This is a genomic window from Nocardiopsis sp. TSRI0078 (assembly GCF_001905145.1).
Taxonomy (GTDB): Bacteria; Actinomycetota; Actinomycetes; order Streptosporangiales; family Streptosporangiaceae; genus Nocardiopsis.
Genome location: NZ_LWLB01000035.1, coordinates 339,887 through 362,318 on the forward strand (window position 1 = coordinate 339,887; position 22,432 = coordinate 362,318).

At 72.1% G+C, this 22,432-nt stretch carries 24 protein-coding genes; 13 read left to right on the plus strand and 11 right to left on the minus strand.

The window, feature by feature from the left end:
* Window positions 1-123: 123 nt before the first annotated feature.
* Complete coding sequence (locus A6A08_RS24495; protein ID WP_073704986.1) at window positions 124-825, plus strand: hypothetical protein; 702 nt, start codon at window positions 124-126, stop codon at window positions 823-825.
* A gap of 140 nt (window positions 826-965) precedes the next feature.
* On the opposite strand, the gene A6A08_RS24500 is transcribed toward A6A08_RS24495, so the two are convergent.
* Both A6A08_RS24500 and A6A08_RS24505 read right to left on the minus strand, forming a co-directional pair.
* Entirely contained in the window at window positions 966-2,570 is a 1,605-nt protein-coding gene (locus A6A08_RS24500) for an OmpA family protein (RefSeq protein WP_073704987.1), read from the minus strand.
* Window positions 2,571-2,952: 382 nt separating this feature from the next.
* Window positions 2,953-4,296, minus strand: a complete 1,344-nt coding sequence (locus A6A08_RS24505; RefSeq protein ID WP_143181831.1) for an MFS transporter — start codon at window positions 4,294-4,296, stop codon at window positions 2,953-2,955.
* Between the two features lie 461 nt (window positions 4,297-4,757).
* On the opposite strand from A6A08_RS24505, the gene A6A08_RS24510 reads away from it, so the two are divergent.
* The 4 genes from A6A08_RS24510 (at window position 4,758) to A6A08_RS24525 (ending at window position 7,953) form a co-directional block, all read left to right on the plus strand.
* Window positions 4,758-5,303: a histidine kinase gene (locus A6A08_RS24510; protein ID WP_338013141.1), complete on the plus strand. Its 546-nt coding sequence runs from the start codon at window positions 4,758-4,760 to the stop codon at window positions 5,301-5,303.
* Between the two features lie 78 nt (window positions 5,304-5,381).
* Window positions 5,382-6,179, plus strand: coding sequence for a DUF4097 family beta strand repeat-containing protein (locus A6A08_RS24515; protein WP_073704989.1), 798 nt, complete (start codon window positions 5,382-5,384; stop codon window positions 6,177-6,179).
* 20 nt (window positions 6,180-6,199) lie between these two features.
* Complete coding sequence (locus tag A6A08_RS24520) at window positions 6,200-7,165, plus strand: ATP-binding cassette domain-containing protein (RefSeq protein WP_073704990.1); 966 nt, start codon at window positions 6,200-6,202, stop codon at window positions 7,163-7,165.
* The gene (locus A6A08_RS24525) at window positions 7,162-7,953 is read left to right on the plus strand and encodes an ABC transporter permease (RefSeq protein WP_073704991.1); all 792 of its coding nucleotides are present in this window, start codon (window positions 7,162-7,164) and stop codon (window positions 7,951-7,953) included. The genes A6A08_RS24520 and A6A08_RS24525 overlap by 4 nt, the downstream gene beginning before the upstream one ends.
* A gap of 326 nt (window positions 7,954-8,279) precedes the next feature.
* On the opposite strand, the gene A6A08_RS24530 is transcribed toward A6A08_RS24525, so the two are convergent.
* Window positions 8,280-9,524, minus strand: a complete 1,245-nt coding sequence (locus A6A08_RS24530) for a CynX/NimT family MFS transporter (protein ID WP_073704992.1) — start codon at window positions 9,522-9,524, stop codon at window positions 8,280-8,282.
* A 189-nt stretch (window positions 9,525-9,713) separates the two neighbouring features.
* On the opposite strand from A6A08_RS24530, the gene A6A08_RS24535 reads away from it, so the two are divergent.
* From A6A08_RS24535 to A6A08_RS24550, 4 genes are all read left to right on the plus strand, one after another.
* A complete protein-coding gene (locus A6A08_RS24535; protein WP_073704993.1) occupies window positions 9,714-10,199 on the plus strand; it encodes an Lrp/AsnC family transcriptional regulator in 486 nt (161 codons plus the stop codon).
* A gap of 249 nt (window positions 10,200-10,448) precedes the next feature.
* The gene (locus A6A08_RS24540) at window positions 10,449-11,288 is read left to right on the plus strand and encodes an EamA family transporter (RefSeq protein WP_073704994.1); all 840 of its coding nucleotides are present in this window, start codon (window positions 10,449-10,451) and stop codon (window positions 11,286-11,288) included.
* 136 nt (window positions 11,289-11,424) lie between these two features.
* Complete coding sequence (locus A6A08_RS24545; protein WP_073704995.1) at window positions 11,425-11,646, plus strand: hypothetical protein; 222 nt, start codon at window positions 11,425-11,427, stop codon at window positions 11,644-11,646.
* A 43-nt stretch (window positions 11,647-11,689) separates the two neighbouring features.
* Complete coding sequence (locus tag A6A08_RS24550) at window positions 11,690-13,261, plus strand: long-chain-fatty-acid--CoA ligase (protein WP_073704996.1); 1,572 nt, start codon at window positions 11,690-11,692, stop codon at window positions 13,259-13,261.
* Between the two features lie 139 nt (window positions 13,262-13,400).
* On the opposite strand, the gene A6A08_RS24555 is transcribed toward A6A08_RS24550, so the two are convergent.
* Window positions 13,401-14,195: a VOC family protein gene (locus A6A08_RS24555; protein WP_073704997.1), complete on the minus strand. Its 795-nt coding sequence runs from the start codon at window positions 14,193-14,195 to the stop codon at window positions 13,401-13,403.
* Between the two features lie 201 nt (window positions 14,196-14,396).
* Entirely contained in the window at window positions 14,397-14,915 is a 519-nt protein-coding gene (locus A6A08_RS24560) for a GNAT family N-acetyltransferase (RefSeq protein ID WP_073704998.1), read from the minus strand.
* 329 nt (window positions 14,916-15,244) lie between these two features.
* On the opposite strand from A6A08_RS24560, the gene A6A08_RS24565 reads away from it, so the two are divergent.
* The gene (locus tag A6A08_RS24565) at window positions 15,245-16,636 is read left to right on the plus strand and encodes an alpha/beta hydrolase domain-containing protein (protein WP_073704999.1); all 1,392 of its coding nucleotides are present in this window, start codon (window positions 15,245-15,247) and stop codon (window positions 16,634-16,636) included.
* 189 nt (window positions 16,637-16,825) lie between these two features.
* On the opposite strand, the gene A6A08_RS24570 is transcribed toward A6A08_RS24565, so the two are convergent.
* Complete coding sequence (locus A6A08_RS24570; protein ID WP_073705000.1) at window positions 16,826-17,311, minus strand: hypothetical protein; 486 nt, start codon at window positions 17,309-17,311, stop codon at window positions 16,826-16,828.
* Entirely contained in the window at window positions 17,308-17,487 is a 180-nt protein-coding gene (locus A6A08_RS28435; protein ID WP_143181832.1) for a hypothetical protein, read from the minus strand. The genes A6A08_RS24570 and A6A08_RS28435 overlap by 4 nt, the downstream gene beginning before the upstream one ends.
* Between A6A08_RS28435 and A6A08_RS24575 the strand changes: the two genes are divergently transcribed.
* Entirely contained in the window at window positions 17,480-17,905 is a 426-nt protein-coding gene (locus A6A08_RS24575) for a DUF5946 family protein (protein WP_073705001.1), read from the plus strand. The genes A6A08_RS28435 and A6A08_RS24575 overlap by 8 nt on opposite strands.
* Before the next feature lie 14 nt (window positions 17,906-17,919).
* Here the strand turns inward: A6A08_RS24575 and A6A08_RS24580 are convergent, their stop codons facing one another.
* Both A6A08_RS24580 and A6A08_RS24585 read right to left on the minus strand, forming a co-directional pair.
* Window positions 17,920-18,171, minus strand: a complete 252-nt coding sequence (locus A6A08_RS24580; protein WP_073705002.1) for a Smr/MutS family protein — start codon at window positions 18,169-18,171, stop codon at window positions 17,920-17,922.
* 49 nt (window positions 18,172-18,220) lie between these two features.
* Window positions 18,221-18,676 (minus strand): GNAT family N-acetyltransferase, encoded by a 456-nt coding sequence (locus A6A08_RS24585; RefSeq protein WP_073705003.1) that lies wholly within the window; start codon window positions 18,674-18,676, stop codon window positions 18,221-18,223.
* Window positions 18,677-18,993: 317 nt separating this feature from the next.
* Here A6A08_RS24585 and A6A08_RS24590 point away from each other — a divergent pair, with 317 nt between their 5' ends.
* On the plus strand, window positions 18,994-19,542 hold the full coding sequence (locus A6A08_RS24590) for an RNA 2'-phosphotransferase (protein WP_073705004.1): 549 nt from the start codon (window positions 18,994-18,996) through the stop codon (window positions 19,540-19,542).
* Between the two features lie 243 nt (window positions 19,543-19,785).
* The gene (locus A6A08_RS24595; RefSeq protein WP_199867030.1) at window positions 19,786-20,313 is read left to right on the plus strand and encodes a DUF1062 domain-containing protein; all 528 of its coding nucleotides are present in this window, start codon (window positions 19,786-19,788) and stop codon (window positions 20,311-20,313) included.
* A 284-nt stretch (window positions 20,314-20,597) separates the two neighbouring features.
* Here A6A08_RS24595 and A6A08_RS24600 read toward each other — a convergent pair whose 3' ends face one another.
* Window positions 20,598-21,428: a class I SAM-dependent methyltransferase gene (locus tag A6A08_RS24600; RefSeq protein WP_073705050.1), complete on the minus strand. Its 831-nt coding sequence runs from the start codon at window positions 21,426-21,428 to the stop codon at window positions 20,598-20,600.
* An 11-nt stretch (window positions 21,429-21,439) separates the two neighbouring features.
* Complete coding sequence (locus tag A6A08_RS24605) at window positions 21,440-22,294, minus strand: SURF1 family protein (protein ID WP_073705006.1); 855 nt, start codon at window positions 22,292-22,294, stop codon at window positions 21,440-21,442.
* Between the last annotated feature and the right edge of the window lie 138 nt (window positions 22,295-22,432).

A 22,432-nucleotide genomic window follows, 5' to 3' on the forward strand; every position in this document is an offset into this window, starting at 1 on the left:
GGCGGCGCGGCCGCCCGGCGGAACGGGCGCGCCGCGATGGGTGCGCCGGGAACTTGCTAGGTTTCCTGTGTCCCCGCCGGAACCCCTCCGTCGTCCGGCGCTCCCCCGACCCGAAAGCCACCCATGCGACTGATCCCGTCCACCCGCCTGTCGTGCCTGGGCACGGCCGCCGCCGTCGTCGTCATCGGCGGAGTCGTCCTCGTCGGCTTCGACGTGATCGACCTCGACGAGTTCGACATGGACCTCAGCCTCTCCTGGGGAGAGGACGAGGAGTCCCCGGCCGAGGAGCCCGGTGCCGAACCGAGCCCCGGGGAGGAGGCGGAGGAGGAAGAGCAGGCCGCGGCGGACTACGGCCTGCCCGAGTCGTGCGAGGACGCCGGTGCCGCCGAGGTCGTCGGCGACCTGGCCCCGGGAACCGTTCTCACCGAGGAGGTCGGCGAGGTGGAGGGGATCGACGGCGCCGAGCAGGTGGTGTGCTCGTTCAGCGACGGCGGCACCGGACCCGGCACCTCCTCGTTCACCCTCGTGTTCACCCTGAACGCCGACCCGAGCCTCAACCCGGACGTGGTACGGGTGCCCGGCGAGGAGGAGCAGATGAACTGGGAGGTGGACGTCGACGTGGACGTGGACAACTACCACACCGACGAGGCCGACTCCCTGGGCGGCGACCTGGAGTACGTGGGCACGGTGGACGGCTCCAGCCGCCACCTGTACCTGTCGCTGCCCGGAGAGCTGTACGTCACGGCCATCGCCCACGCCGAGGAGGTCCCGCGCGAGGACCTGGAGCGGGTGGTCATGCTGGCCGCCGAGCAGATCCGCGGCTGACGGGCCCGCCGGGAACGGCGGAGGGGGCCACCGGCCGGTGGCCCCCTCGTGCGTGGAGCGGATCCGTCGCGGGCGCCCGCGCGAGCGCGCGGACGGCGGCGAGCCCCCGCGAGAGGGACGGGCGCCTGCCCGGTCCCTTCCTAGTACTCCACCGGGACCTCCTCGAACTCGCCGAACGGGCCCGCCCTCAGCGTCAGCTCCTCGACGTCCACCGGCGGCGCGGGGAACACCGCGACCAGGTTGTAGGTGTTGCCGGGCTGGAGCATGTGCACCTCGTCGGCGAAGCTGCTGTAGCGGCCCTCGCCGAAGTCCATCTGCGCCACGTACCGCACCAGCCCGCTCTCCGGCTCCATCAGCTGGAAGCCGCCGAGCGTGCCCTTGCTGAACTGCTCCGGGGCGCCGGCCTGGATGGCCTCCTGGCCGCCCATGTCGGGACTGGTGGGCTCGTCGGTGGTGTTGGTCAGCGACACGGTGCCGATGACGTACGCGCCGTCGCGGCGCAGCGGGTAGACCTCCAGGCGCACCCCGTCCAGCTCGCCCTCGGCCACCACGGACCCGGGGTCGTCGCTGTAGGGCGCGGGCCAGGTGACGTTGCGCTGGGCGGCGCCCAGGCCGTCGTCGTCGTACTCCTCCTCCTCGGTGGCCTCCGAGGTGGTGTCGAAGACGTAGGAGAACTCCACGCGCCGGTTGCGGGCCCGGGCCGCGTCGTCGTCGGGGCCGCCCTCGCGGGCGATCGGCTCGTGCTCGCCCCGGCCCTCCACCTCCAGGGTGTAGTCGGTGCCGAGCTCCTCGGCGAGCAGGTCGCGCACGGTCTCGGCGCGCTTGACCGACAGGTTGTCGTTGTAGGCCTCGTCGCCGACGCTGTCGGTGTGGCCGATGACCGTGATGACGGGCTCGTCAGGGTCGACGTTGTCGGCCAGGGTGGTGGCCGCGCGGCGCACGACCTCCTCGGCCTCGGCGGTCAGGTCCGACCGGTCGAACTCGAACATGACGTCGGAGTGCAGGGAGATGATCTCGCGGTCACCGTCACGGGTGGTGGAGGCGATCTCGGAGTCGACGAAGCTCTGCACCCATCCCTCGTCGGCCACGGCCTCCTCGTCGGGGCGGCGGTTGGCGAAGGTGAGGTTCTCCCCGCGCGGCGGGGGGTTGTCCAGGGTGAGGTGGTCGGCCCCGTTGGGGTCCTCCGGGTCCGGCCGCTCCTCCTCCACGTCCTGGACGGGGATGCCCGTCATGGCGCCGAGGCCGCTGCCGACGAAGGTGACCTGCGCTACCTCGTCGGGCAGGCGCGGGAAGTAGCGCACGTACTCGTTGGTGACCCCGTCGTGGACCGGGTACAGGCCGTCCTGGTTGGGGCTCTCGGAGCCGTACTTGAGGCCCTCCTCGTCCAGGAACTGACGGTAGACCCGGCCGGTGAGCGGGTCCACGAGGGTGTGGGCCATGCTCAGGTTCCGGTTGGGGCCGGAGAAGTCACCGGGGTAGGTGATCTCGTAGTACATGACGGTGTAGTCGTCGGTGCGCTCCAGGCCGGTGACGGCGAAGCGCATCTCGGCGTCCTGACCGGTGTCCTGGAAGATGCGGCCCTCGCGTACGTAGGGGAACTCCTCCTTGACCTCGGGCGGCCCCGAGGCGTCTCCGAACGTCTCCGACCACCAGTCGGATAGGTCCGCGGTGACCGTGCAGCCACTGAGCAGGAGGCTGCCCGAAACCATCAGCGCGACCACGGTGAGGGGCGTCTTCCGCGCCATGTGGGGGAACTCCGATCGTTGAGAAGACGTACGGCCAACATCTTCCTGCACTCACGGGGTCGAACCGACCGCCCCGTCCCCTGTTGGCTGGATACGACACCTTTGGGGAGGCTGTGCCCTGGTAGAAGGCCGTGGTGGGAGAGCCTCCCGGGGTTCGGATCCCGGCCCGGGGCGGAAGGCCGGGCCGGAACGCGGAGGGGGAGAGGACGCTGGGAGCGGGCCGGCCACGGAAAGCGTGGGCCACGAGGCGTGGAAGGCAGGACGCGAAGGACGTGCGGGACGTGGAGGGCGGGCTGCGGAGGACGGGCGGGGCGCGGGGTGCGCAGGGCGGGCCACGCATGGCAGAGCCCGCCTCGGCACCCGTGGGAGCGGAGCCGCGCACTCAGGCCACGGACACGTCCTCCGGCCGGGGCAGGTTCCGCATGACCGGCGAGAGGCTGAACAGGGCGGCGAGCGCCGACACCAGGGCCATCGTCAGGAAGACCCAGTCGGGTCCGGCCCGGTCGAAGATCACCCCGACCCCGAGGATGCCGATCGGTTGCGAGACCAGCGCCATGAACGTGACCGCGCCCAGCACACGCCCCTGGTAGGCGTCGGTGACCGACGCCGCGACGTAGCCGTGGAACACGGCGTTCACACACGGCACGATGGCGAACACACAGCCCATCAGCACCCCGAGCGACATCACGTTGGGCGCGGCCAGCAGCGCCAGCGCGCACACGGGAGCCGACCACGCGGCGGCGAGGAAGGTGGTCGACGGGCGCACCCATCTGACGACCAGTCCGGCGAACAGGGCGCCGACCAGGCCGCCGGTCCCGGCCAGGGAGACGGTCAACCCGATCTGGAAGTGGCTGGCGCCCTGGCTCTCGGCGGTCGCGATGAGGGCCAGCGAGGCGCCCGTCTGCGTGAAGGTGAGGTTGAAGCCGACGATCCACAGGATCATCGGCCGCAGGATCGGATTCCTGGCCAGCACACCGAACCCGCTGACCGTGTCGCGCAGGGTCCACCGGTCCGGTGCCTCGCACTGGGGGCTCTGCATGGGACGGCGGATGAACAGCACCAGCACCGCGGACGCCAGGTAGCTGAGGGCCTCGGCGGCGAAGGGAAAGGCCCGGCCCAGGCTGAAGAGGGATCCCGTGACGGGCGCGCCGAGGGCCGTGGTGGTGAAGAAGCGGATCTGGTTCTGCGCGGAGGCCTCGGCCACCTGCGAAGCGGGGACCAGCTGTTTGATGGAGGCCATCGCGACGGGGTTGGAGACGCCCATCATCGCCGCGGAGCCGACCGCCACGCCCACGATGAGGGGGAACGTGACGTGCCCGGTGACCAGGAGGACGACGAAGAGGGCGAGCAGCACGAGGCGTCCGAGGTCGCAGCACAGCAGGACGGCCCGGCGGTCGACCCGATCGGCGAGCGAGCCGCCGATGACGGCGGTGATCATGGCGGTGGCGACCTGGGCCGCACCGATGACGCCCGCCTGCGTGGCCGAGCCCACGAGGAGGAGGGCGAGGAGGGGGTAGGCGACCTCGCCGCTCTCCTTGCCGAGTCCCGCGAGGAACCGGCTGGTCCAGAGGAGCTGGAAGTCGCGGTTGCGGATGAGGGGGAGGAACTGCTCCGCGCTGTCGACCGGAGGCTCCTGGGAGGGCCGTGATGAGCTGGGCTGCTGTGCCGTCGTCACGACCGGCCGACCCGTCCGCAGCACCGGACGGGCGGCCTGTCGAGGGATCATGACGTCATTATGCGCGCATTGCCCATATTGGCGAGGCTTTGATGGTTCTGTGCTCCAGGGGACGGAGAACGGCTGGAAAAGTCGCTCCGAACGTGGTGTAGGCGGTTGCTCCGCCCGAGGGCGAAAGCGCGTGGTTCACTGCCGCCCGAGGAACTCTGCGCGCCCGTTGAACAGGCAGGACGAGGGAGCCGTCCCTGCGCGGCCGTGCGCGCGGAGTCGGACGCCACGGGTTTTCCGGGGCTGGTGGGTCTGGTGGTGTCCGCAGGGAGGGAAGGCGGCTGCCAGGAACGACGGCGGAAGGGACCCGTGGGACCGGCCCCGCGCATGTGGCGGGAATGGCCGGGTTCGGCCACATGGCCGGTCGCGAGGGAGCCGTACGCCATGTCTTCGGCTCGGTGGCCGCCGTCGATTTCGGGTGGCGGGTGCTTGACATGACATCACTTCGACACCATCATGATGTCATGGATCTGATGCCGTATGTCGACGAACTCCGCCGCCAACTCCTGGTGGCCGCCGAAGCCGGGGACGAGGACACCCGGGTCATCGCCGAGCGCCTCAGCGCCGCCCTCGAGCCCGCTGCGCGTCTGACCCTGTTGGACGCCCTGTCCGCCGCCACGGACGAGATCACACGGGACCTCGCGCCCGGATCGGTCGAGGTTCGACTGCGTGGACGGCAGACTGACTTCATCGTGACGTCACCCGAGTTCGATGACGTCAACGAGGGCGGCCATCCGACGTCACCGGCGCACCAGGGCGACACCGGGGAGGACGGTCGGGCGCTCGCCGCGCAGCTCCGGGCCGAGGCCGAGGACGGCGGTACGTCGCGGATCACCCTCCGTATGCCCGACCGCCTCAAGCCGCTCGTCGAGGAGGCGGCCCGCGGCGAGGGACTGTCGGTCAACGCCTGGCTCGTGCGCGCCGTCGCGGCCTCGCTCGACACCGGCCGGCGCGCGCCCGACACCCGGGCGCGCCAGGTCGGCCGCGGCTACACCGGCTGGGTCCGCTGACCGGAGCCGGCACCCGATTCCACCACCACGTCTCCGACCGGCGGAGACGACCACCATCGCCACTGCTGGGAGACAGCCATGCCAGTTTTCGCCACCCCCGAACCGATCACCGCCGATATCACCCTGGTGGCCGGCACCCTTCAGATCACCGCCGGAGACAGCGCCGAGACCACCGTCGAGGTCCACCCGCGCGACGCCGGCAAGGAGGGCGACGTGCGGGCCGCCGAGCAGGTCGAGGTCGCCTACACCGGCGGACGCCTCGAAGTGCGCGAACCGCAGCCCTCGGGCCTGGCCCGAATGGTCGGGCGCAAGTCCGTCGTCGACATCACCGTCGAGCTGCCCGCGGGCTCGCGCGTCCACGCCAGGAGCGACTACGGCAACATCCGCTGCACGGGCACCCTGGGCGCGTCCGAGATCGCCACCTCCACCGGCAACATCACGGTGCAGCGCGTCGCGGGCAACGCCGAACTCACCACGTCCACCGGCTGGATCCGGGCGGAGGAGATCGCCGGCTCCGCCGCGGTCAAGACCACCACCGGCGCCATCACCCTCGGCGAGGTGGCCGGGGAGCTCCGGGCCAACTCCGCGCACAGCGAGATCTCCGCCGACCGTGCCCTGTCCTCCGTCACGGCGCGCACCAGCCACGGCGGCATCCGGCTCGGCCAGGTGGTCGGCGGCAGCGTCGACGTGGAGAGCTCCTACGGCGAACTGGAGATCGGTGTCCGCGAGGGCACCGCCGCCTGGCTGGACGCGGTGTCCAAGAAGGGTGCCGTGCGCAGCTCCCTGGAGGCCGCGGACGGCCCCGGCCCCGCCGAGCAGACCGTCGAGGTCCGCGCCCGCAGTGTCTGGGGCGACGTCCTGGTCCACCGGTCCTGACCACAGAGAAAGAGGCAGACATGAACCAGCACGCCCCCCGGACGGCCGTCTCGGTCACCGGCCTGCGCAAGTCCTACGGCGACCACGTCGTGTTGGACGGTGTCGACCTGGAGATCCCCGCGGGAACGGTCTTCTCGCTGCTGGGACCCAACGGGGCCGGCAAGACCACCATCGTGAAGATCCTGTCCACCCTGATCGGCGCCGACGGCGGCCGGGCCCGGGTCCTCGGGCACGACGTGGCGACGGAGCCGGACGCGGTGCGCGCCGCGATCGGCGTCACCGGGCAGTACTCGGCGGTGGACGGCCTGCTCACCGGGCGGGAGAACCTGATGCTCATGGCGAAGCTGCACCGCCTGGGCCGGTCCCGCGCGCAGAGCCGCGCCACCGAGCTCCTGGAGCACTTCGACCTGGCCGACGCGGCCAAGAAGCCCGCCTCCACCTACTCCGGGGGCATGCGCCGCCGGCTCGACCTGGCGATGACCCTGGTGGGCGAGCCGCGGCTGATCTTCCTCGACGAACCGACCACCGGCCTGGACCCGCGCAGCCGCCGGGACATGTGGCAGATCATCCGCGACCTCGTGGCCGACGGCGTCACCGTCCTCCTCACCACGCAGTACCTGGAGGAGGCCGACCAGCTCGCCGACCGGATCGCGGTGCTGGACCGCGGCACGATCGTGGCCGAGGGCACCGCCGCCGAACTCAAGCGCCGCATCCCCGGCGGCCACGTGCGCCTGCGCTTCGCCGAGGCCGACGCGCTGGAGTCGGCGGCCCGGGCCCTGGGCGGCGAGGCCGACACCGACGCGCTGGCGCTCAAGGTGCTCGGCGGAGGAGGGGTCGCCTCGCTGCGCGACCTCCTGGACCGCCTCGACACCGCGTCCATCACCCCCGAGGAGCTGTCGGTGCAGACCCCGGCCCTCGACGACGTCTTTCTCGCGCTCACGGGGCACCGGAGCGCCGACGACAACGCACGGAAGGCGGACCGATGACCACCCTCACCCACGCCGTCGGCGACTCGGCCACGATGGTGGCCCGCCAGTTGCGGCACATGCTGCGCTACCCGTCCATGACGCTGCTCCTGGCCGGGATGCCGATCCTGCTCCTCCTGCTGTTCGTGTACGTCTTCGGCGGCGCCATGGGCACCGGAACGGGCGGCGCCGCCGCCGGCCGCGCCGCGTACCTCGACTACATCGCCCCCGGGATCATGCTGATCGCGGTGGCGAGCGCGGCGCAGGGGACGGCCATCTCGGTGGCGATGGACATGACCGAGGGCATCGTCGCCCGGTTCCGCACCATGGACATCGCCCGGGTGTCGGTCCTGACCGGCCACGTCGTCGGGAGCCTGGTCCAGTCGATGCTGACCGTGGCCCTGGTCACCGCGGTGGCGCTGCTCCTCGGGTTCCGGCCCGGCGCGGGCCCGGCGGAGTGGCTCGCGACCGTCGGCCTGCTGGCGATGGTCTCGTTCGCCCTCACGTGGCTGTCGGTGGCGCTGGGGCTGGTCTCCAAGACCGTCGAGTCCGCGAGCAACCTGCCGATGCCCCTGGTCTTCCTGCCCTTCCTGGGCAGCGGCTTCGTGCCGACCGAGACGCTGCCGACCGGCCTGCGCTGGTTCGCCGAGTACCAGCCGTTCACGCCCGTCATCGACACCCTGCGCGGGCTGCTGGCGGGGTCCGGGGTCGGCGACAGCGGGGTCGCCGCGGTCGCCTGGTGCACGGGTATCGCCCTGGTGTCCTACCTGTGGGCCAAGAAGCTGTACGACCGCGACCCAGCGGCCTAGATGTGTCGTCCCGGCACGGTGGTGGCGGGAGAGGCGCCCTGACGGGTCCCGGACACAGGCGGGGGCCTCCTTGGTGCCGGTGCGGACCGCGAATTCCGCACCGGCACCCGGGAGGCCCTCCTCGCTTGTGCCAGGCCGGGCGGGCGTCACCGGCCTTCTTCGGGGCTGGGAGTGTTTTTTGGAAGGCTTTCGGGTCAGCGGGCGGCCGTCCGGGCAGTCTCTCGCAAGACGAGGTGCGAAGTTCGGCCTGGTCGTGCTTCACGAGCGCAGAGGCGCAGCGGGAGGCAGCCTGGTGGACGCGAGCCCAATGATGCAGAAAACACGACCTAGGAGGGACGCCGCCCCGCCGCGGCGGCCTCGATGCTCCACGGGGTGCGCTCGACGTAGGCGACGACGAACGCGACCGCCAGCGACCCGCCGGCCACCAGGAGGTAGGAGGCGGTCCAGGTCCCGGTCAGCTCGCTGAGCAGGCCGAACAGCAGCGGACCGCCGAGGGCGAAACCGCTGCCCACTCCCTGCACGAACCCGGACAGGGCCGCCGCGCCCTGCGGGGTGGTGCTGCGCGCGTTGATCATCGTCATGGTCACCACGAACAGGCTGGTGCCCAGGCCCAGGAAGACGACCCACAGCGGCGTCAGCTGGGGAGCCAGGGCGATGCCCGCGTAGCCGACCGCGTAACCGGCCAGGCCGATCGCCACGATCGGGAAGGTGTTCGCGGACCGCAGCGTGACCGTGGGCGCCACCAGGCCGAACAGCAGGCTGGTGCCGACCATCAGGGAGACCATGCTCCCGGCCATGGCCGGACTGTGTCCGGCGTCGGTGATCAGGGTGGGCAGCCACGTGAACAGGGTGAAGACGTTCCAGGTGACCATGCCGAAGAGCAGGGCCGTCCGCCAGGCCATGCCGACCTGCCAGATCGGGCGGGCCAGGGCGGAGCCGCCGCTCGGGAGGGCCGCGGCCACGGGGTGCGGGCGGCCGCGCTGGAACGCCCACAGAAGGGCTGCGGCCAGGGCGAGCACCGACCAGCAGCCCAGGGCGAAGCGCCACCCCGCGACCTCGGCGAGGGGTACCGCGACCAGCGGCGGGAACAGGGCGCCCACGTGGATGGCCACCATCTGGACGGTGCTCAGGGAGGCCAGGCGGTCGGGGAAGTACTGCTTGATCAGCGGCGGGATCACCACGTTGCCGAGCGCCGCGCCGGTGAGGGCGACCCCGGTGAGGACCAGCAGGGTGCCGGTGTCGGGGGCGAAGGCGCGCAGGGCCTGGCCGACGCCGGCCAGCAGCATGCTGAGCACGGCGGTGGACTCGGCTCCCAGACGGCGCATGACCGCGGGCGTGACCAGGCCGAAGACGGCGAAGGCGACCAGGGGCAGGGTGCCGAGGACGCCGACGACGGTGGCGGTGAACCCGAACTCCCCTCCGATCGTGTTCAGCAGGGGAGACAGGGAGGTGACCACCAGGCGCAGGTTCAGGGCCGCGCAGACGATGGCGGCCAGGGCCAGGGTGCGGCCACGGAGGCGCGGGCGGACCGACGATCGGTCGGTGGCGGCCGCGACAGGGGAAGGTCTCATGGTAAGGACGTCCCTTGTGTTCTGCGGTGGTGCGTCATCGCACCTGAGCGGGGCCGAACGGCGGGGCGGCGCTGCCTGCCTCGGAAGGATCGCTTCCAGGCGAGCCACATACGACCTTTTCGCTCAAATGTTACGCATATAGCGGCCGTGTACACAACATTCCGTACTTAATACGGCTATAGTGGCAGCATGCCTGATCTTGACGAACTTGATACGGCGATCCTGGCCGAACTCCAGTCAGACGCACGGAAAACCAACCGCGATGTGGCCGCGGCGGTCGGCGCATCGCCCACGACGACCCTGGATCGGACCCGTGCGCTGCGGGAAAGGGGTGTGATTCGGGGCTCACTCCTGGACGTGGACCTGGAGAAGATCGGCCGTCCGGTCCAGGCGCTCATCACCGTGAGCGTGGTGAAGCCCTCACGCCACAACATCGAGGCCTTCCGCGACTGGGTGCGCTCGCTGCCCGACACCCTGTCGGTGTTCGTGACCTCCGGCAGCGAGGACTTCCTCATCCACGTGGCCCTGCCGGACAACAACAGCCTGTACGCGTTCGTCATCGACAAGCTGACCGAGCGGCCCGAGGTCGCCGACGTGCGCGCGTCGATCGTCTACGAGCACCTGCACAACCACCGCATCGCCCCGACCAACGCCCGCGCCCGCCGCCGGGCCTGAGGTCCCGGCCGGGGCGAAGGCGGCGGCCTGGGCGGAGCGGGGCGGGAACCGTCCACAGGCTGGGCACAAGGGTGGTGGACAGCGGCCCGGCGGGTCATGCTGTTGGTGGGGGCGTTCGGCCCCCGCTCCGTGGAACACGCCCCCCGCACCGGTTCCGCCCCCGCCAGCGCGGCTCCACCCCCGCACCCCCGCCCTGTGGACACCCGCCTAGCCTGGCCGGATGCCCTCACATCCCCGCACCCCCACGCCATGACCCCGCCCGTCGTGGCCGCGGTCCTGGTCGCCGCGCTGTTGCACGCGGGCTGGAACGCGATCGCCCACTCCATCACCGACCACCTGCTCGGATTCGCCCTGATCGGCCTCGGCGGAATGCTCACCGCCCTGCCCGTGCTCGCGGTCGTGGGCCCGCCGCCCCGCGAGGCCTGGCCGGTCCTGCTCGCCTCACTGGTCACCCACCTGCTGTACCTGACCCTGCTGATGCTCTCCTACCGGACCGGCGAGTTCGGCCAGGTCTACCCGCTGGCGCGGGGCACCGCGCCCTGGGTGGTCGCCCTGATCGGCGCCGCGGTCCTCGGCGAGCGGATGCCCCCGTCCCACCTGGCGGGGGTCCTGATCATCTCCGCCGGACTGATGGCCCTGGTGCTCGCGGGCGGGCTCCCCTCCCGCGCGCAACTGCCGTCACTGCTCGCGGCCTTCGCCACCGGCCTGGGGATCGCCACCTACACCGTGGTCGACGCCCACGGGGTCCGCCTCACCCAGGATCCGCTGGGCTACATCACGTGGATCATGATCCTCCAAGGACCGGTGTTCCTCCTGGTGGCGGTGCTCACCCGCCGCGGCGCGCTCCCCGGCCAGCTCGGACCGATCTGGAAGTCCGGGCTCCTCGGCGGCGCGGTCAGCGCGGGTGCCTACGGGCTGGTGCTGTGGGCGCAGCTGACCGGCGCGGTCGCGGGCATCGCCGCACTGCGCGAGACCAGCATCGTCTTCGCGGCGGTGCTGGGCACACTGCTGTTCGGGGAGCGGTTCGGCCCGGTGCGGATCGCTGCCTCCGCCATCGTCGTGGCCGGAGTGCTCCTCCTGTCCCTCTGAGGGCCTCCGGCCACTCCGCGCTCCGAGCGACCCCGCGAAGCACCCCGCACAGCGTCCGCGTCCGCGTCCGCATCCACACGGCATACACCCGGGCCGCCCATGGTCCACGGCCGAACCTGCCCGTATCGTGTCCGATGTGACACGAGTCTCAACCAGTGCCCGGGCCGGGTCCGCCGCCGGGTCCGCGCCCAACGCGTGGACGGGCGGCCTCGCCGACCGCGTCCCGCCCGGCACGGACCTCCCGAACCTCCCCCGCCCCCGCCTCGAACGGCTCCGGACCCCGATCGGCCCGGACCTGGACGCGGACCGGCTGCGCGCCGTCCCGCACGGCAACGCCGCCCGGCCGTTCGGCCTCTGACCACCCGCCCCGACTCCGCCGACGCAGAAAGGCACCACGGCACATGGAACTCGCCCTGACCCCACTGGAGTTCGCCCGCCGCACGCGCAGGCTGCACCCGCAGCGCGAAGCGGTGGTCGACCGGGACCTGCGGCTGACCTACGAGGAGTTCTTCGACCGCTGCGACCGCTGGTCGTCGGTCCTGCAGCGCATGGGGGTGGCCAAGGGCGACCGCGTCGCCTACATCTCCCCCAACACCCACGCTCAGCTGGAGTCCTTCTACGCGGTGCCGCAACTGGGCGCGGTGCTGGTGCCGGTCAACTTCCGGCTCTCGGCGGACGACTTCGTCTACATCGTCAACCACTCCGGGGCGAAGGTGCTGTGCGTGCACGCCGACCAGCTCGACACCGTGGACGGGGTCCGCGATCAGATGCCGGGCGTGGAGCGCTTCGTCGCCCTGGAGGGCGCGCGCCCGGGGTGGGAGGACTACGAGGCGCTCCTCTCCGGGGCCGGTCCGGACTTCACCCGGCCCGAGATCGCGGAGGGCGACCTGCTGACCATCAACTACACGAGCGGCACCACCGCACGCCCCAAGGGGGTGATGATCACCCACCGCAACGCCTACATGAACTCGGTGGGCACCCTGCTCCACCTGAGGATCGGCGTCGGCGAGCGGTACCTGTGGACGCTGCCGATGTTCCACGCCAACGGCTGGACCTACACGTGGACGGTGACCGCCGCGGCCGCCACCCACGTGTGCCTGCCCGCGATGGACCCGGCCACCGTGTACGAGCTGGTCCGCGCCGAGGGCGTCACCTGGCTGTGCGCGGCTCCCACCGTGCTGATCATGCTGGCCAACACCCCCGAGGCGGTGCGCGGGGAGGTGCCCTCGGGCGTGCACGTGGTCACGGCGGGGGCCTCGCCCGCCGCCGACACGATCGAACGCCTGGAGGACGGCTTCGGTTGGACCGTCACCCATGTGTACGGGCTGACCGAGACCACGCCGTTCATCACCGTGTGCGAACCGCGGGCCGAGCACGAGGGCCTGTCCCCGCGGGAGCGCGCCGCCGTCAAGGCCCGCCAGGGGATCGAGCTGATCACCTCCGGCGAGCTGCGTGTGGTGGACTCCGACGGCGCCGAGGTGCCCTGGGACGGGAAGACCGTCGGGGAGATCACCGTGCGCGGCAACGTGGTGATGAAGGGCTACTACAACGACCCGGAGGCCACGGAGAGGGCCATGGGCGACGGCTGGTTCCACACCGGCGACGCGGCGGTCACCCACCCGGACGGGTACGTCGAGATCCAGGACCGGATCAAGGACGTCATCATCTCCGGCGGCGAGAACATCTCCTCCGTCGAGGTGGAGGGGGTGCTGCTGCGGCACCCGTCGGTCCTGGAGGCGGCCATCGTGGGCGTGCCGCACGAGCGCTGGGGCGAGACCCCCAAGGCGTCCGTGGTCCTGCGTGAGGGGGCCGCCACCACGGAGGAGGAGCTCATCGCCTTCGCCCGGGACAACCTGGCGCACTTCAAGGCGCCCACGCAGGTGGAGTTCGTGGAGCAGCTGCCGAAGACGGCCACCGGCAAGATCCAGAAGTTCGTGCTGCGCGGCGGCGCGTCCGCCGTGTCCCGACAGTAGCGGCGGCAGCGGCGTCGGCCTCCGCCCCTTCCTCCGGGGGCGGAGGTGTTCTCCCCGCGGCGGCCCGACCATGCCGACCAACCGTGGTGGTCCGACCGCGCCGACCGGTCGCGGGGTCCGCACGCGGTGGTTCCCCTGGTCACTCCGGGGACGGTCGGAGCAGGACGAAACCGGCCCCGAAGGGGTCGGAGCACACGGCGAGCCGTCCCACGCCCGGAGCGTCCTCCGGCCCCATGTACACCTGGCCGCCCTCCTCCCTCACCGTCTCCACGGAGGTGTCGCAGTCGGCGACCGCGAACACCGGGTGCCACTCCGCCGACCCGCCGTTGTCGGACAGGCGTGCGGGATCGACCGCCATGAGCCCGCCGTGCGCGCGGTCCTGGCCCTCGCCGGCCGGTGTGAGGATCGTGTACGTCCCGGACCCGTCCGGCAGTTCGAAGGCGGTGAGGCCCCACTTGAAGAGCTCGGTGTAGAACTCGCGCGACCCGTCCCCGTCCGGGGTCCACATCTCGACCCAGCACAGGCTCCCCGGCCGGTCGGTGACCTCGAAACCGGCGATGGAGATGGCCTGCCAGACACCGAAGTGGCCGCCCTGGGGATCGAAGAACTGTGCCGTGCGGCCGAAGTCCCACACGTCGAACGGCTCCACCAGGAGGGCCCCGCCGAGCCGGTCCACGTTGAGGACCATGTCGTCCACGTCGGGGGTGGCGAAGTAGACCGTCCACCCGGGACGCTCGCTCTCGCCCAGGACCGGTCCCAGCCCACCGACCCCCGCTCCGTCCAGGCGCAGGATCACGTATCCCTCGCTGTCGGGACGCGGCTGGTCGGCCTCCCAGCCGAACAGCCGGCGGTAGAAGGCAGCGGAGGCCTCGACGTCGGGTGAGGACACCTCGATCCAGCAGGGCGATCCGGGCATGAAGTCGGTGGTGATCATCGCTGTCCTCCTCCGTAGGCACACACACCGTTTCGGTGTCCTTCCCTGCCTGGCGGCCCTGCGGGGATCGGCGCGGCAAAGTCTCACACAACTCGCCATTGCCCGGGCCCCGGGGAACGGCGTTCGGAACCCGCGTCCGGGGCGGTGGGAGGGGCCGCCCCCGGAGTCCGTGCCGGATGCCGCCCCGGGCCCGTAGCTCCTTCAGGCGCGTCCGGGAAGGGCCACGTGGACCCGGTGCGGACCGCCGTAGTGGATCCCCTCGCCCACGTCGAGGAATCCCAGGCGCTCGGCCACCCTGAGGCTGGGGGCGTTGTCGACGCGGACCAGCGCCCATACGGAGTCGAGCCGCAGCTCGTCCAGTCCGTGGCGCAGCAGGGCACGCGCGCCCTCGGTGGCCAGGCCGGACCCCCAGTGCCGGGCGTCCACGTACCAGCCGATCTCCGCGAGGCCGCCCGGCAGTTCGTGTGAGGGACGGAGGTGGGCCAACCCGACGACCCGTCCGTCGAGGAGGAGGACCCAGTGGCCGAGCTCGGGAGGGCCCGCGTACGCCAGCCGTTCTCCGACCATGGCCTCGGCCAGGGAGCGGTCCGAGAGGTCCACGCCGAAGTGGGCGCTCATCTCCGGGGCGGAGAACAGGTCGGCGACCGCGTCGGCGTGCCCGGAGGCGAGGGGTTGGAGTACCAGGCGCTCGGTCCTGATCCGCTTCTGCCGTTGCCTCATGCTCCACAAGCCTGGCACAGGCGGCGCCCGGGTGTCCTGGGCGGAGGGGCGGCGGTCGAGGCATCTCCGGCCGCGCTCACGTCAGGACGTGCGGCCGCCCTCCCCGTCCCGGCGGCGCCCGTCCTCGCGCCGCCGCCCCGAACAGCCGTTCCGGACGGGGCGGGACCCGCCCGGATCTCCCCGTGTGCGGGTCGGTCCCCTCGCCCCCATCGGTGGATTCACTCGTTCCCCGCCGACGGCGAGGACCAGGGTCCAGGGCTCCTTGTCGCACCGGTCCGCCCGCCCTAGCATTCCCGCAACACTGGGCTACTCAGAGGTAACAGGTGCGGATGAGCTCTCGAACCCCCCTACGCTTCGGCGTGGCCGCGACCGGACTGGCCGTTCTCTCAGGCCTGGCCGGCGCGGTACCCGCCCAGGCGGATCCCGCTGACGGACCCGCCGCCACCGTGTCCGGTCCGATCCCCGTCACCGACGACTCCTACCCCTTCATGTCCGCCGACGGCCCCGACGTGCCCCCGATCGAGGCGGGCGAGCCCATCGAGGCCGACCTCGGCGCACACGGCTACGTCGAGGAGGAGTTCCTCCTCAGGGGCACCGCCGAACACCACGACCCCCGCACCGGCGAGGTGACCGGCACCTCCCCCTACACCACCCGGATGGTCGTCCGGCGGCCTGCCCGGACCAGCGACTTCAGCGGGACCGCCTTCCTGGAGTGGAACAACGTCAGCTTCGGCCAGGACATCGAGATCGACTGGTTCCTGTCCAACGACTACTTCATGCGCGAGGGCCACGTCTGGGTCGGGCTCTCCGCCCAGCGGGTCGGGGTCGACGCGCTGCGCGTCTGGGACTCCGAGCGCTACGGCGACCTGTCCGTCGGCGGCCCCGGGCTGGCCGACGCACCGGCGTTCGACATCTACTCCCAGACCGCGCGGACACTGCGCTCACCAGAGGGCGTGGACCCGCTGCCCGGCTTCGACGTCGACACGATCATCGCCACCGGCCACTCCCAGTCGGCCAGGTACCTCTCCGCCTACCACAACTCCGTCCATCCCGACCACGGGGTCGTCGACGCCTTCATGATCCACGGAGCCCCCACCGGGTTGGACGAGGGCACCACTCCCGTCATGCGGCTCATGGCGGAGACCGACGTTCGCCTGCGGTCCCAGAGCGAGGAGCCGGACTCGGCGTACTTCCGCCGCTGGGAGGTGGCCGGGACCGCGCACGTCGGCTTCACCGAGTACCTCACCTTCGCCCCGCTCATCGCCCGCGAGAACCCGGGCAGCGAGCCGCAGCGGTGCGACCGGCCCCCGCTCAGCCGGATCCCGTTCCACCACGTCCTGAACGCGGCCTACGACCACATGGTGGACTGGGTCGAGGACGGTACCGCTCCCCCCAAGGCGCCGCGGTTGGCGTGGGACGACGCCACGACGGCGAGCCGCGACGAGCACGGCAACCGGCTCGGCGGGATCCGCCTGGCCGAGCACGAGGTCGCCACAGCGCTCAACCACGGCGACAACACCGGCGACCCCTTCTGCGTCCTCCAGGGCACCCACGTCCCCTTCAGCGAGGAGACCCTGGAGGAGCTGTACCCGCGACGCGGCAAGTACCTCTGGCGGGTGAACCGGGCCGTGAACCGGGCCCGGTACGACGGCTACCTCCTGTCCGAGGACGCCCGTGACTCCCGCGCAGCCGCACTGCGGACCGACCACCCCTGGTGGTAGACCCGCCAGGCACGGTGTCCGGTCCCCGGCCCCGAACGGGCCGGGGACCCGTCCCGCTGCCGTGCTCCCCACCGGTCCGGTCGCCGAACGCCGCCACCGCCGGTGCCCGTGCCGAAAGTGGACGAACAGGCGGCCGAGGCTCTTTCCGAGGACCACACCTTCGTCAAGCGTGCGACCGAGCCACGGGACTCATACCACGACCAGGTGCACGTCGTCGGTACCGATCGCGTCCACGTAGGCGGCGACGTCCCCCGGATCACTGGTGAACACCACGGCACCACGGTGCTTCACGGCCGTCCAGGCGACGAGGGCGTCCACCGCGTCCGGGCGCTTCTTCGCCGGGAGGGCCACCACGCCCAGGACCGCGCCGATACGCCGCCAGTCGGTGATGTCCGGAGCGGTCGCACACGCGATGCACTCCGCCTGCCCCGCGCCGGTGGGCCTCAACGCGGCCGGAGACGACCGGGCTCGGGGAACGGTGCACTCCTTCAGGACCGCGCTCATGGCGTGCACGGTCGCCGGATCCGGACGCCATACCTGAGCCAGGACAGGACCGGGGACCGCGGGACGGTGCGGGGACCGTGCGAGCCCCCGATACCTCCGGACCGCCTTGGCCTTGCGCGCCGCCAGAGCGATGAGCATCCCCGTGCCGTAGACGGGCACACGGGTGCTCACGCCACCTCGTTCCGATTCCTGGCCTGGGCTTCTCCGGCACCGTAGACCAGGCTCATCGCCTCCTCCACCTCACGGCGCTCATCCGCACCCAGAGAGTCATCGCCCGCCTCGTCGACGGCCGCGCGAAAACGACTCGCGTTCCCGGCTCGCGTGCGGAAGTATCCGGGCATGGACACGTGCCCGGAATGCGGAGCCGTCGGCGACACCCCGTGCGGCGACCTGTTCCGACGGCTGCTGGCCCTGGACCACTCCCGCCGTGAGCCCTGGGGACCGCTTCACGGTGTCGCCGTCGCGTGTTACCGCCTCCAGCATCCGTCCTCGCTCGCCCAGGGGTCGCACCGCTTTCCGCTGGAGCTCCTGCGAGCCTACGTCGAGGGCGGAGCCGAGGCGGCGACACGGCTGACCGAGCGCGCCCGACGCGCCAACTCCCACCGGGCACGTCAGCGAGAGCGCACGGGCGCCGTTCCCCATCCCGGAGTCCCCACGGGGTTCGCGGTCACCATCGCCGAAGTCGCCGTGGACGGCGGTTTCCCTGCCGACCGCCACCCCGAGCGTGTTCGTGCCTGGGCGGAGGCGACCCTGGCCGCGTGGTAGGGCCGCCCCTCGCGTCAGTGCCGGAAGTGGATGAACAGCCGGCCGAAGTTCTTGGAGTCCTTCTCCACCCGGTGGTAGCGGGCCTTGACGTCCTTGCGGTCGAGGAAGCGCAGGACCCGCTTCTTCAACTGTCCGGACCCCTTTCCGGGGATGATCTCCACCGTCCGGGCCTTCGTGCGCTCGGCCTCGTCCATGATGTCGCTGAGGGCCCGGTCGATGTCGCGGCCCCTGTTGAAGATGTCGTGCAGGTCGAGCTTGAGCCGCACCGTGCCTCCTCCACATCCGGATAGCCCGGATCATACGCGGCCCGGAGCCTCACTCCCCGAGGCGCAGCGTGAAGACCATCCGGTCCGCTCCGGGGCCGTCGTAGTCGGCGTGCGGACCGGTGACCCCGAACCCGTGGGAGCGGTGGAAGGCGATCGAGCGCTCGTTGGCCGGCGACGTGACCGCCCGGACCACCGTGCGCCCGTCGGCCCGCGCCCCGTCGGTGAACCGGCGGTACAGCCGGCTCGCCAGCCCCGTCCTGCGGTGCTCCGGCGCCACCCCCGCGAAGTGCACGTACGCCTCCTCGGGCACGGACGGCGAGGGGAAGCCGACGAGGAACCCGGCCAACTCCCCTCCCCGCTCGGCGACGAGGCTGGTGGAGTGGAAGTGGTCCAGGAAGAGCCGGGGAAGGATGTGCGCCACGGGGCGCTCCCACCAGTCGTCGCAGACCGCCACGATGCGCGGGTGGTCGGAAGGGCGGGCGGTTCGGACACGGGCGTCGGTCACTCTGGGACTCCTTCGGCTCTGGAGCGCCGATGCGGTGCCTGGTCCGCGATACCCGCTCGAACGTCCCCGAATCCCCACCGGCGCGCCGCTACAGCACCTCCCCGAAGGCCTGCGCACCGCCTCTTCGCGGTCCAGGACCGCGCACACCACCCGCTCGAACGTCCCCGCGAACGCATCGCCGCACAGGTGGGCGGCGGCCGCGAGCATGCTCTCCCCCGCGCCCGATGCGCCAAGGTGTTCTCCCCTCCGGGGCCGGAACCCTCATCGGACCGAAAATCCCTGGTACCCCGGTGTTCCCACGCGGGACCATCGATGCCATGAACCAGAGAGAACTCGTGCGCGCCTCCAAGTTCCTGGCGCGTGTGCTCCGCCACGACCCCGGCAGGGCGGGGATACGCCTCGACCCGCAGGGCTGGGCCGGGGTGGACGAACTCCTCGCGGGCTGCCGACGGAGCGGTACGCGCCTCAGCCGCGAGGCCCTGCGGGAGATCGTCGACACCAACGACAAGCGGCGCTTCGTCCTCAGCCCGGACGGCACCCGCATCCGCGCCCAGCAGGGGCACTCCGTCGACGTCGACCTGGGGCTGGAACCCCGCACGCCCCCGGCCCTGCTCCACCACGGCACCGTGGGCCGCTTCCTGCCCGCCATCACCACCGAGGGGCTGCGTCCGATGAGGCGCCACGACGTCCACCTGTCCCCGGACGCGGAGACCGCCCGCAGGGTGGGCGCCCGTCGCGGCGCGCCGGTGGTGCTCACCGTCGCCGCCGGACGCATGCACGACGACGGCCACGTCTTCCGTGTGACCGGCAACGGCGTGTGGCTGGTGGCCGCCGTGCCGCCGGAGTACCTGGGCGAGCCCGTCTGAGGGGCGTTCGCACGCACCAGGACCGTCCTGCCGACGGCGTTCGCGAAAACGGGTGGACCCGGCGGACGGCGCTCCCCTACCTTGGTGCCTCCCCAACGTGAGGATTCAGCGCGCATGACGCCCCCCGCTCTTTAGATCTGACACTTCCCCGCGCATCGGTCGCCGACCACGCCGTCGGCTCTCCTCCCCATGCTCTTCGTCAGGTCCTGAGAGAGATCGCGTTTGTCCTCACATCCTCATACCGTGCTGCCCTGGGCCGTGCGGCGCACCCGCCTGCCCCTGCTCGCCCTCCCGTGCGTGGACTGCCCCTCCGACCGCGCCGGCACCGGTGACGGCAGGTTCCGCGTCAACGCCAACGGCAAGCTCCTCGACGTCTGGCTCCTGGTCAACTGTGTTTCGTGTGGCCGGACCGGCAAGCTCACCGTCCACGACCGCGTCGCGGTCCGCTCCCTGCCCGCCGGCCTTCTGGCCGGGTACACGGCCAACGCGCCCGCCCTCGTCGCGGACACCCTCCTCGACCCGTCGACCGCCCGGCGCAACCGGTTCACGCTCGACTGGGACGGGTGCTGGGAACTCCACGCACCTCCGGTGCCCGAGGGTCCGTGGCCCCTCCGGGTCGCGGTCGCCTTCGACGATCCCGTGCCGGTCCGCCCCGAACGCCTCATCGCCCGGGGCCTGGGCCTCAGCCGGAGCGAGGTCGTTCGCCGGGTCAGGATCGACATCCCGCCGAACCGCAGGACCAAACGGGACTTCTCCTTCGTCCTGGTGTAGTCGGTCCCGCGGGCCGGGGGACCGCATCCGGATCGAACGGTGGTCCCCCCTACGGTGACGGCAGCCGTCCCCGCCCTCCGGCCACGCGTCGCAGGGCGGGGATCCGGGGGCGGCCGGGACCGGGCGCATGGCCGCACCCGCCGGGACCGCTTCAGCCGCTCACCCCGGCCCCCGGCCCCCGGCCAGGAGGAGTGTGGGCGATGGACGCCCGGGTCCCGCGGCGGCGCCTCACCGGAGCCCGCGTTCGGCCCCCGTACCCGGACGCCCTCACGCCGCCGGGGTGCTCAGGGCCTGTCCGCCGAGAAGATCGCGGTACCGGGGATCATCCGGCCGCGCACCGGCCCCCAGCCGCCCCACACCCGGTCCAGCCCCTCGGGCCACTCCGGCTCGACCATGTCCCGCAACACCAGGCCCGCGCGGGCGATCCCGCGCACCCAGTCGCCCACCGTGTGGTGGTGTTCCACGTAGACCGCGTTGCCGTCGTCGTCCTCCTCCACGTAGGCGCGGCGGTCGAAGTAGGACTGGTGCACGGTGAACCCGTGCTCGCCGGGGTCGTCCGGGAAGCTCCACCGGATCGGATGCGTCACCGAGAACACCAGCCGCCCTCCCGGCCGCAGCACCCGCGCGGCCTCGGCCAGGGCGTCCTCGGCGGAGGGGACGAAGGGAAACGCCCCGAAGGACGAGAACACCACGTCGAAGGAGGCGTCGGCGAACGGCAGCCTCTGGGCGTCGGCCTGCACGGCGGCGAGCACGTGCCCGGTCTGCTCGTCGATCCGGCGCGAGTGCTGGAGCTGGCGCAGCGACAGGTCGAACCCGACCACCTCCCGCACGCCCTGGGCGCGCAGCCACCGGCCGCACTGGCCCGCACCGCAGCCGACCTCCAGGACCCGGACCCGCCGGAGCTCCTCCGGGTCCCCGAGCAGGCGCGCCTCGTCCTCGGTCACCCCCTCCGGGCACCACACGAACTCGGCGTCGCCGAGGAAGGCGCCGTGCTCCTGCTGGTAGGCGTCGGCGGCGCCGTCCCACCATGTGCGCCCGGCGCGGGCGCTCTCCCGGGCGTCCACCGCGCGGCGCTCGACCCGGCCCGGGGCCGGATAGCCGTCCTCGTCGTGCACCGCCACGCCCCCTAGACCGTTTCCCCGGCGGTGTTCCCGGGCCGCCCCGTGCTCTCCGGCTCTCCGTCCTCGGGCCGCTCCGCGTGTCCCCCGCCGTCTCCGGCCGCCTCCGCCCCCGCGGCGGCCTCGCGTGCGTCGCTGAGCTCGCGGCGGACGAGGAAGACCCATCCGCCGACGGCCACGAGGGTGAACACCCACCACTGCACGGCGTAGGACAGGCTCATGCCGGAGTCCAGCTCGTGCAGCGCGACGGGCTCGGGCGCCGGGTCCGGCACCGGCTCCTGGTCGGTGAGCTCGACGTACCCGCCGTAGACCGGGTACGGCAGCCCCCCGGCGATCATGTCCACGTCGACCATCATGATCTGCCCCTCGGGCAGGCCGTCGCGGTTGCTCAGCCCGGTGTTCTCCTCGGTCTCGGAGTAGTGGATGCGCCCGGCCACCTCCACGGTGCCCTCGGGCGCGGGCGGCACCTCGGGCTGGTCGAGGGCGGTCTCCCCGCGCTCGACCCACCCGCGGTTGACCAGGACGGCGGGCCCCTCCTCGGTGACCAGCGGGGTCAGCACGTGGAAGCCCACGCCCCCGGATCCGTCGCGGTTGCGCAGCAGGAGCTCGCGCTCGGTGTCCCAGGTACCGGTGGCCTCGACGGTGCGCCACCGGTCGGCGGGGCGGACGTTCTCGCCGACGCCCGTCAGCTCGGCGACCGGCACGGGGGCGGCGGCGAGGTTGCCCTGTTGCAGGCGGACCGACGCGCTGCGCTGTTCCCACCGGTCCAGTTGCCAAAAGCCCAGCCAGACGAAGCTGGGCACGATCACCAGCACCAGCGCGTGGAAGGCCAGCATGCGTTGCGAGAACAGGACTTTGAGCACGTCTTCGAGGTTATGAGACGCTTCCGGCCGCCTCGCACCGGCCCTGACCCGTGCCGTTCGCCAGCACCCCGGGCGGGGGCGGCTCCGCTCCGGCGGCCGCCTCCCGGGACCGTCCCGCTCGGCCCCCGCACACGCGTG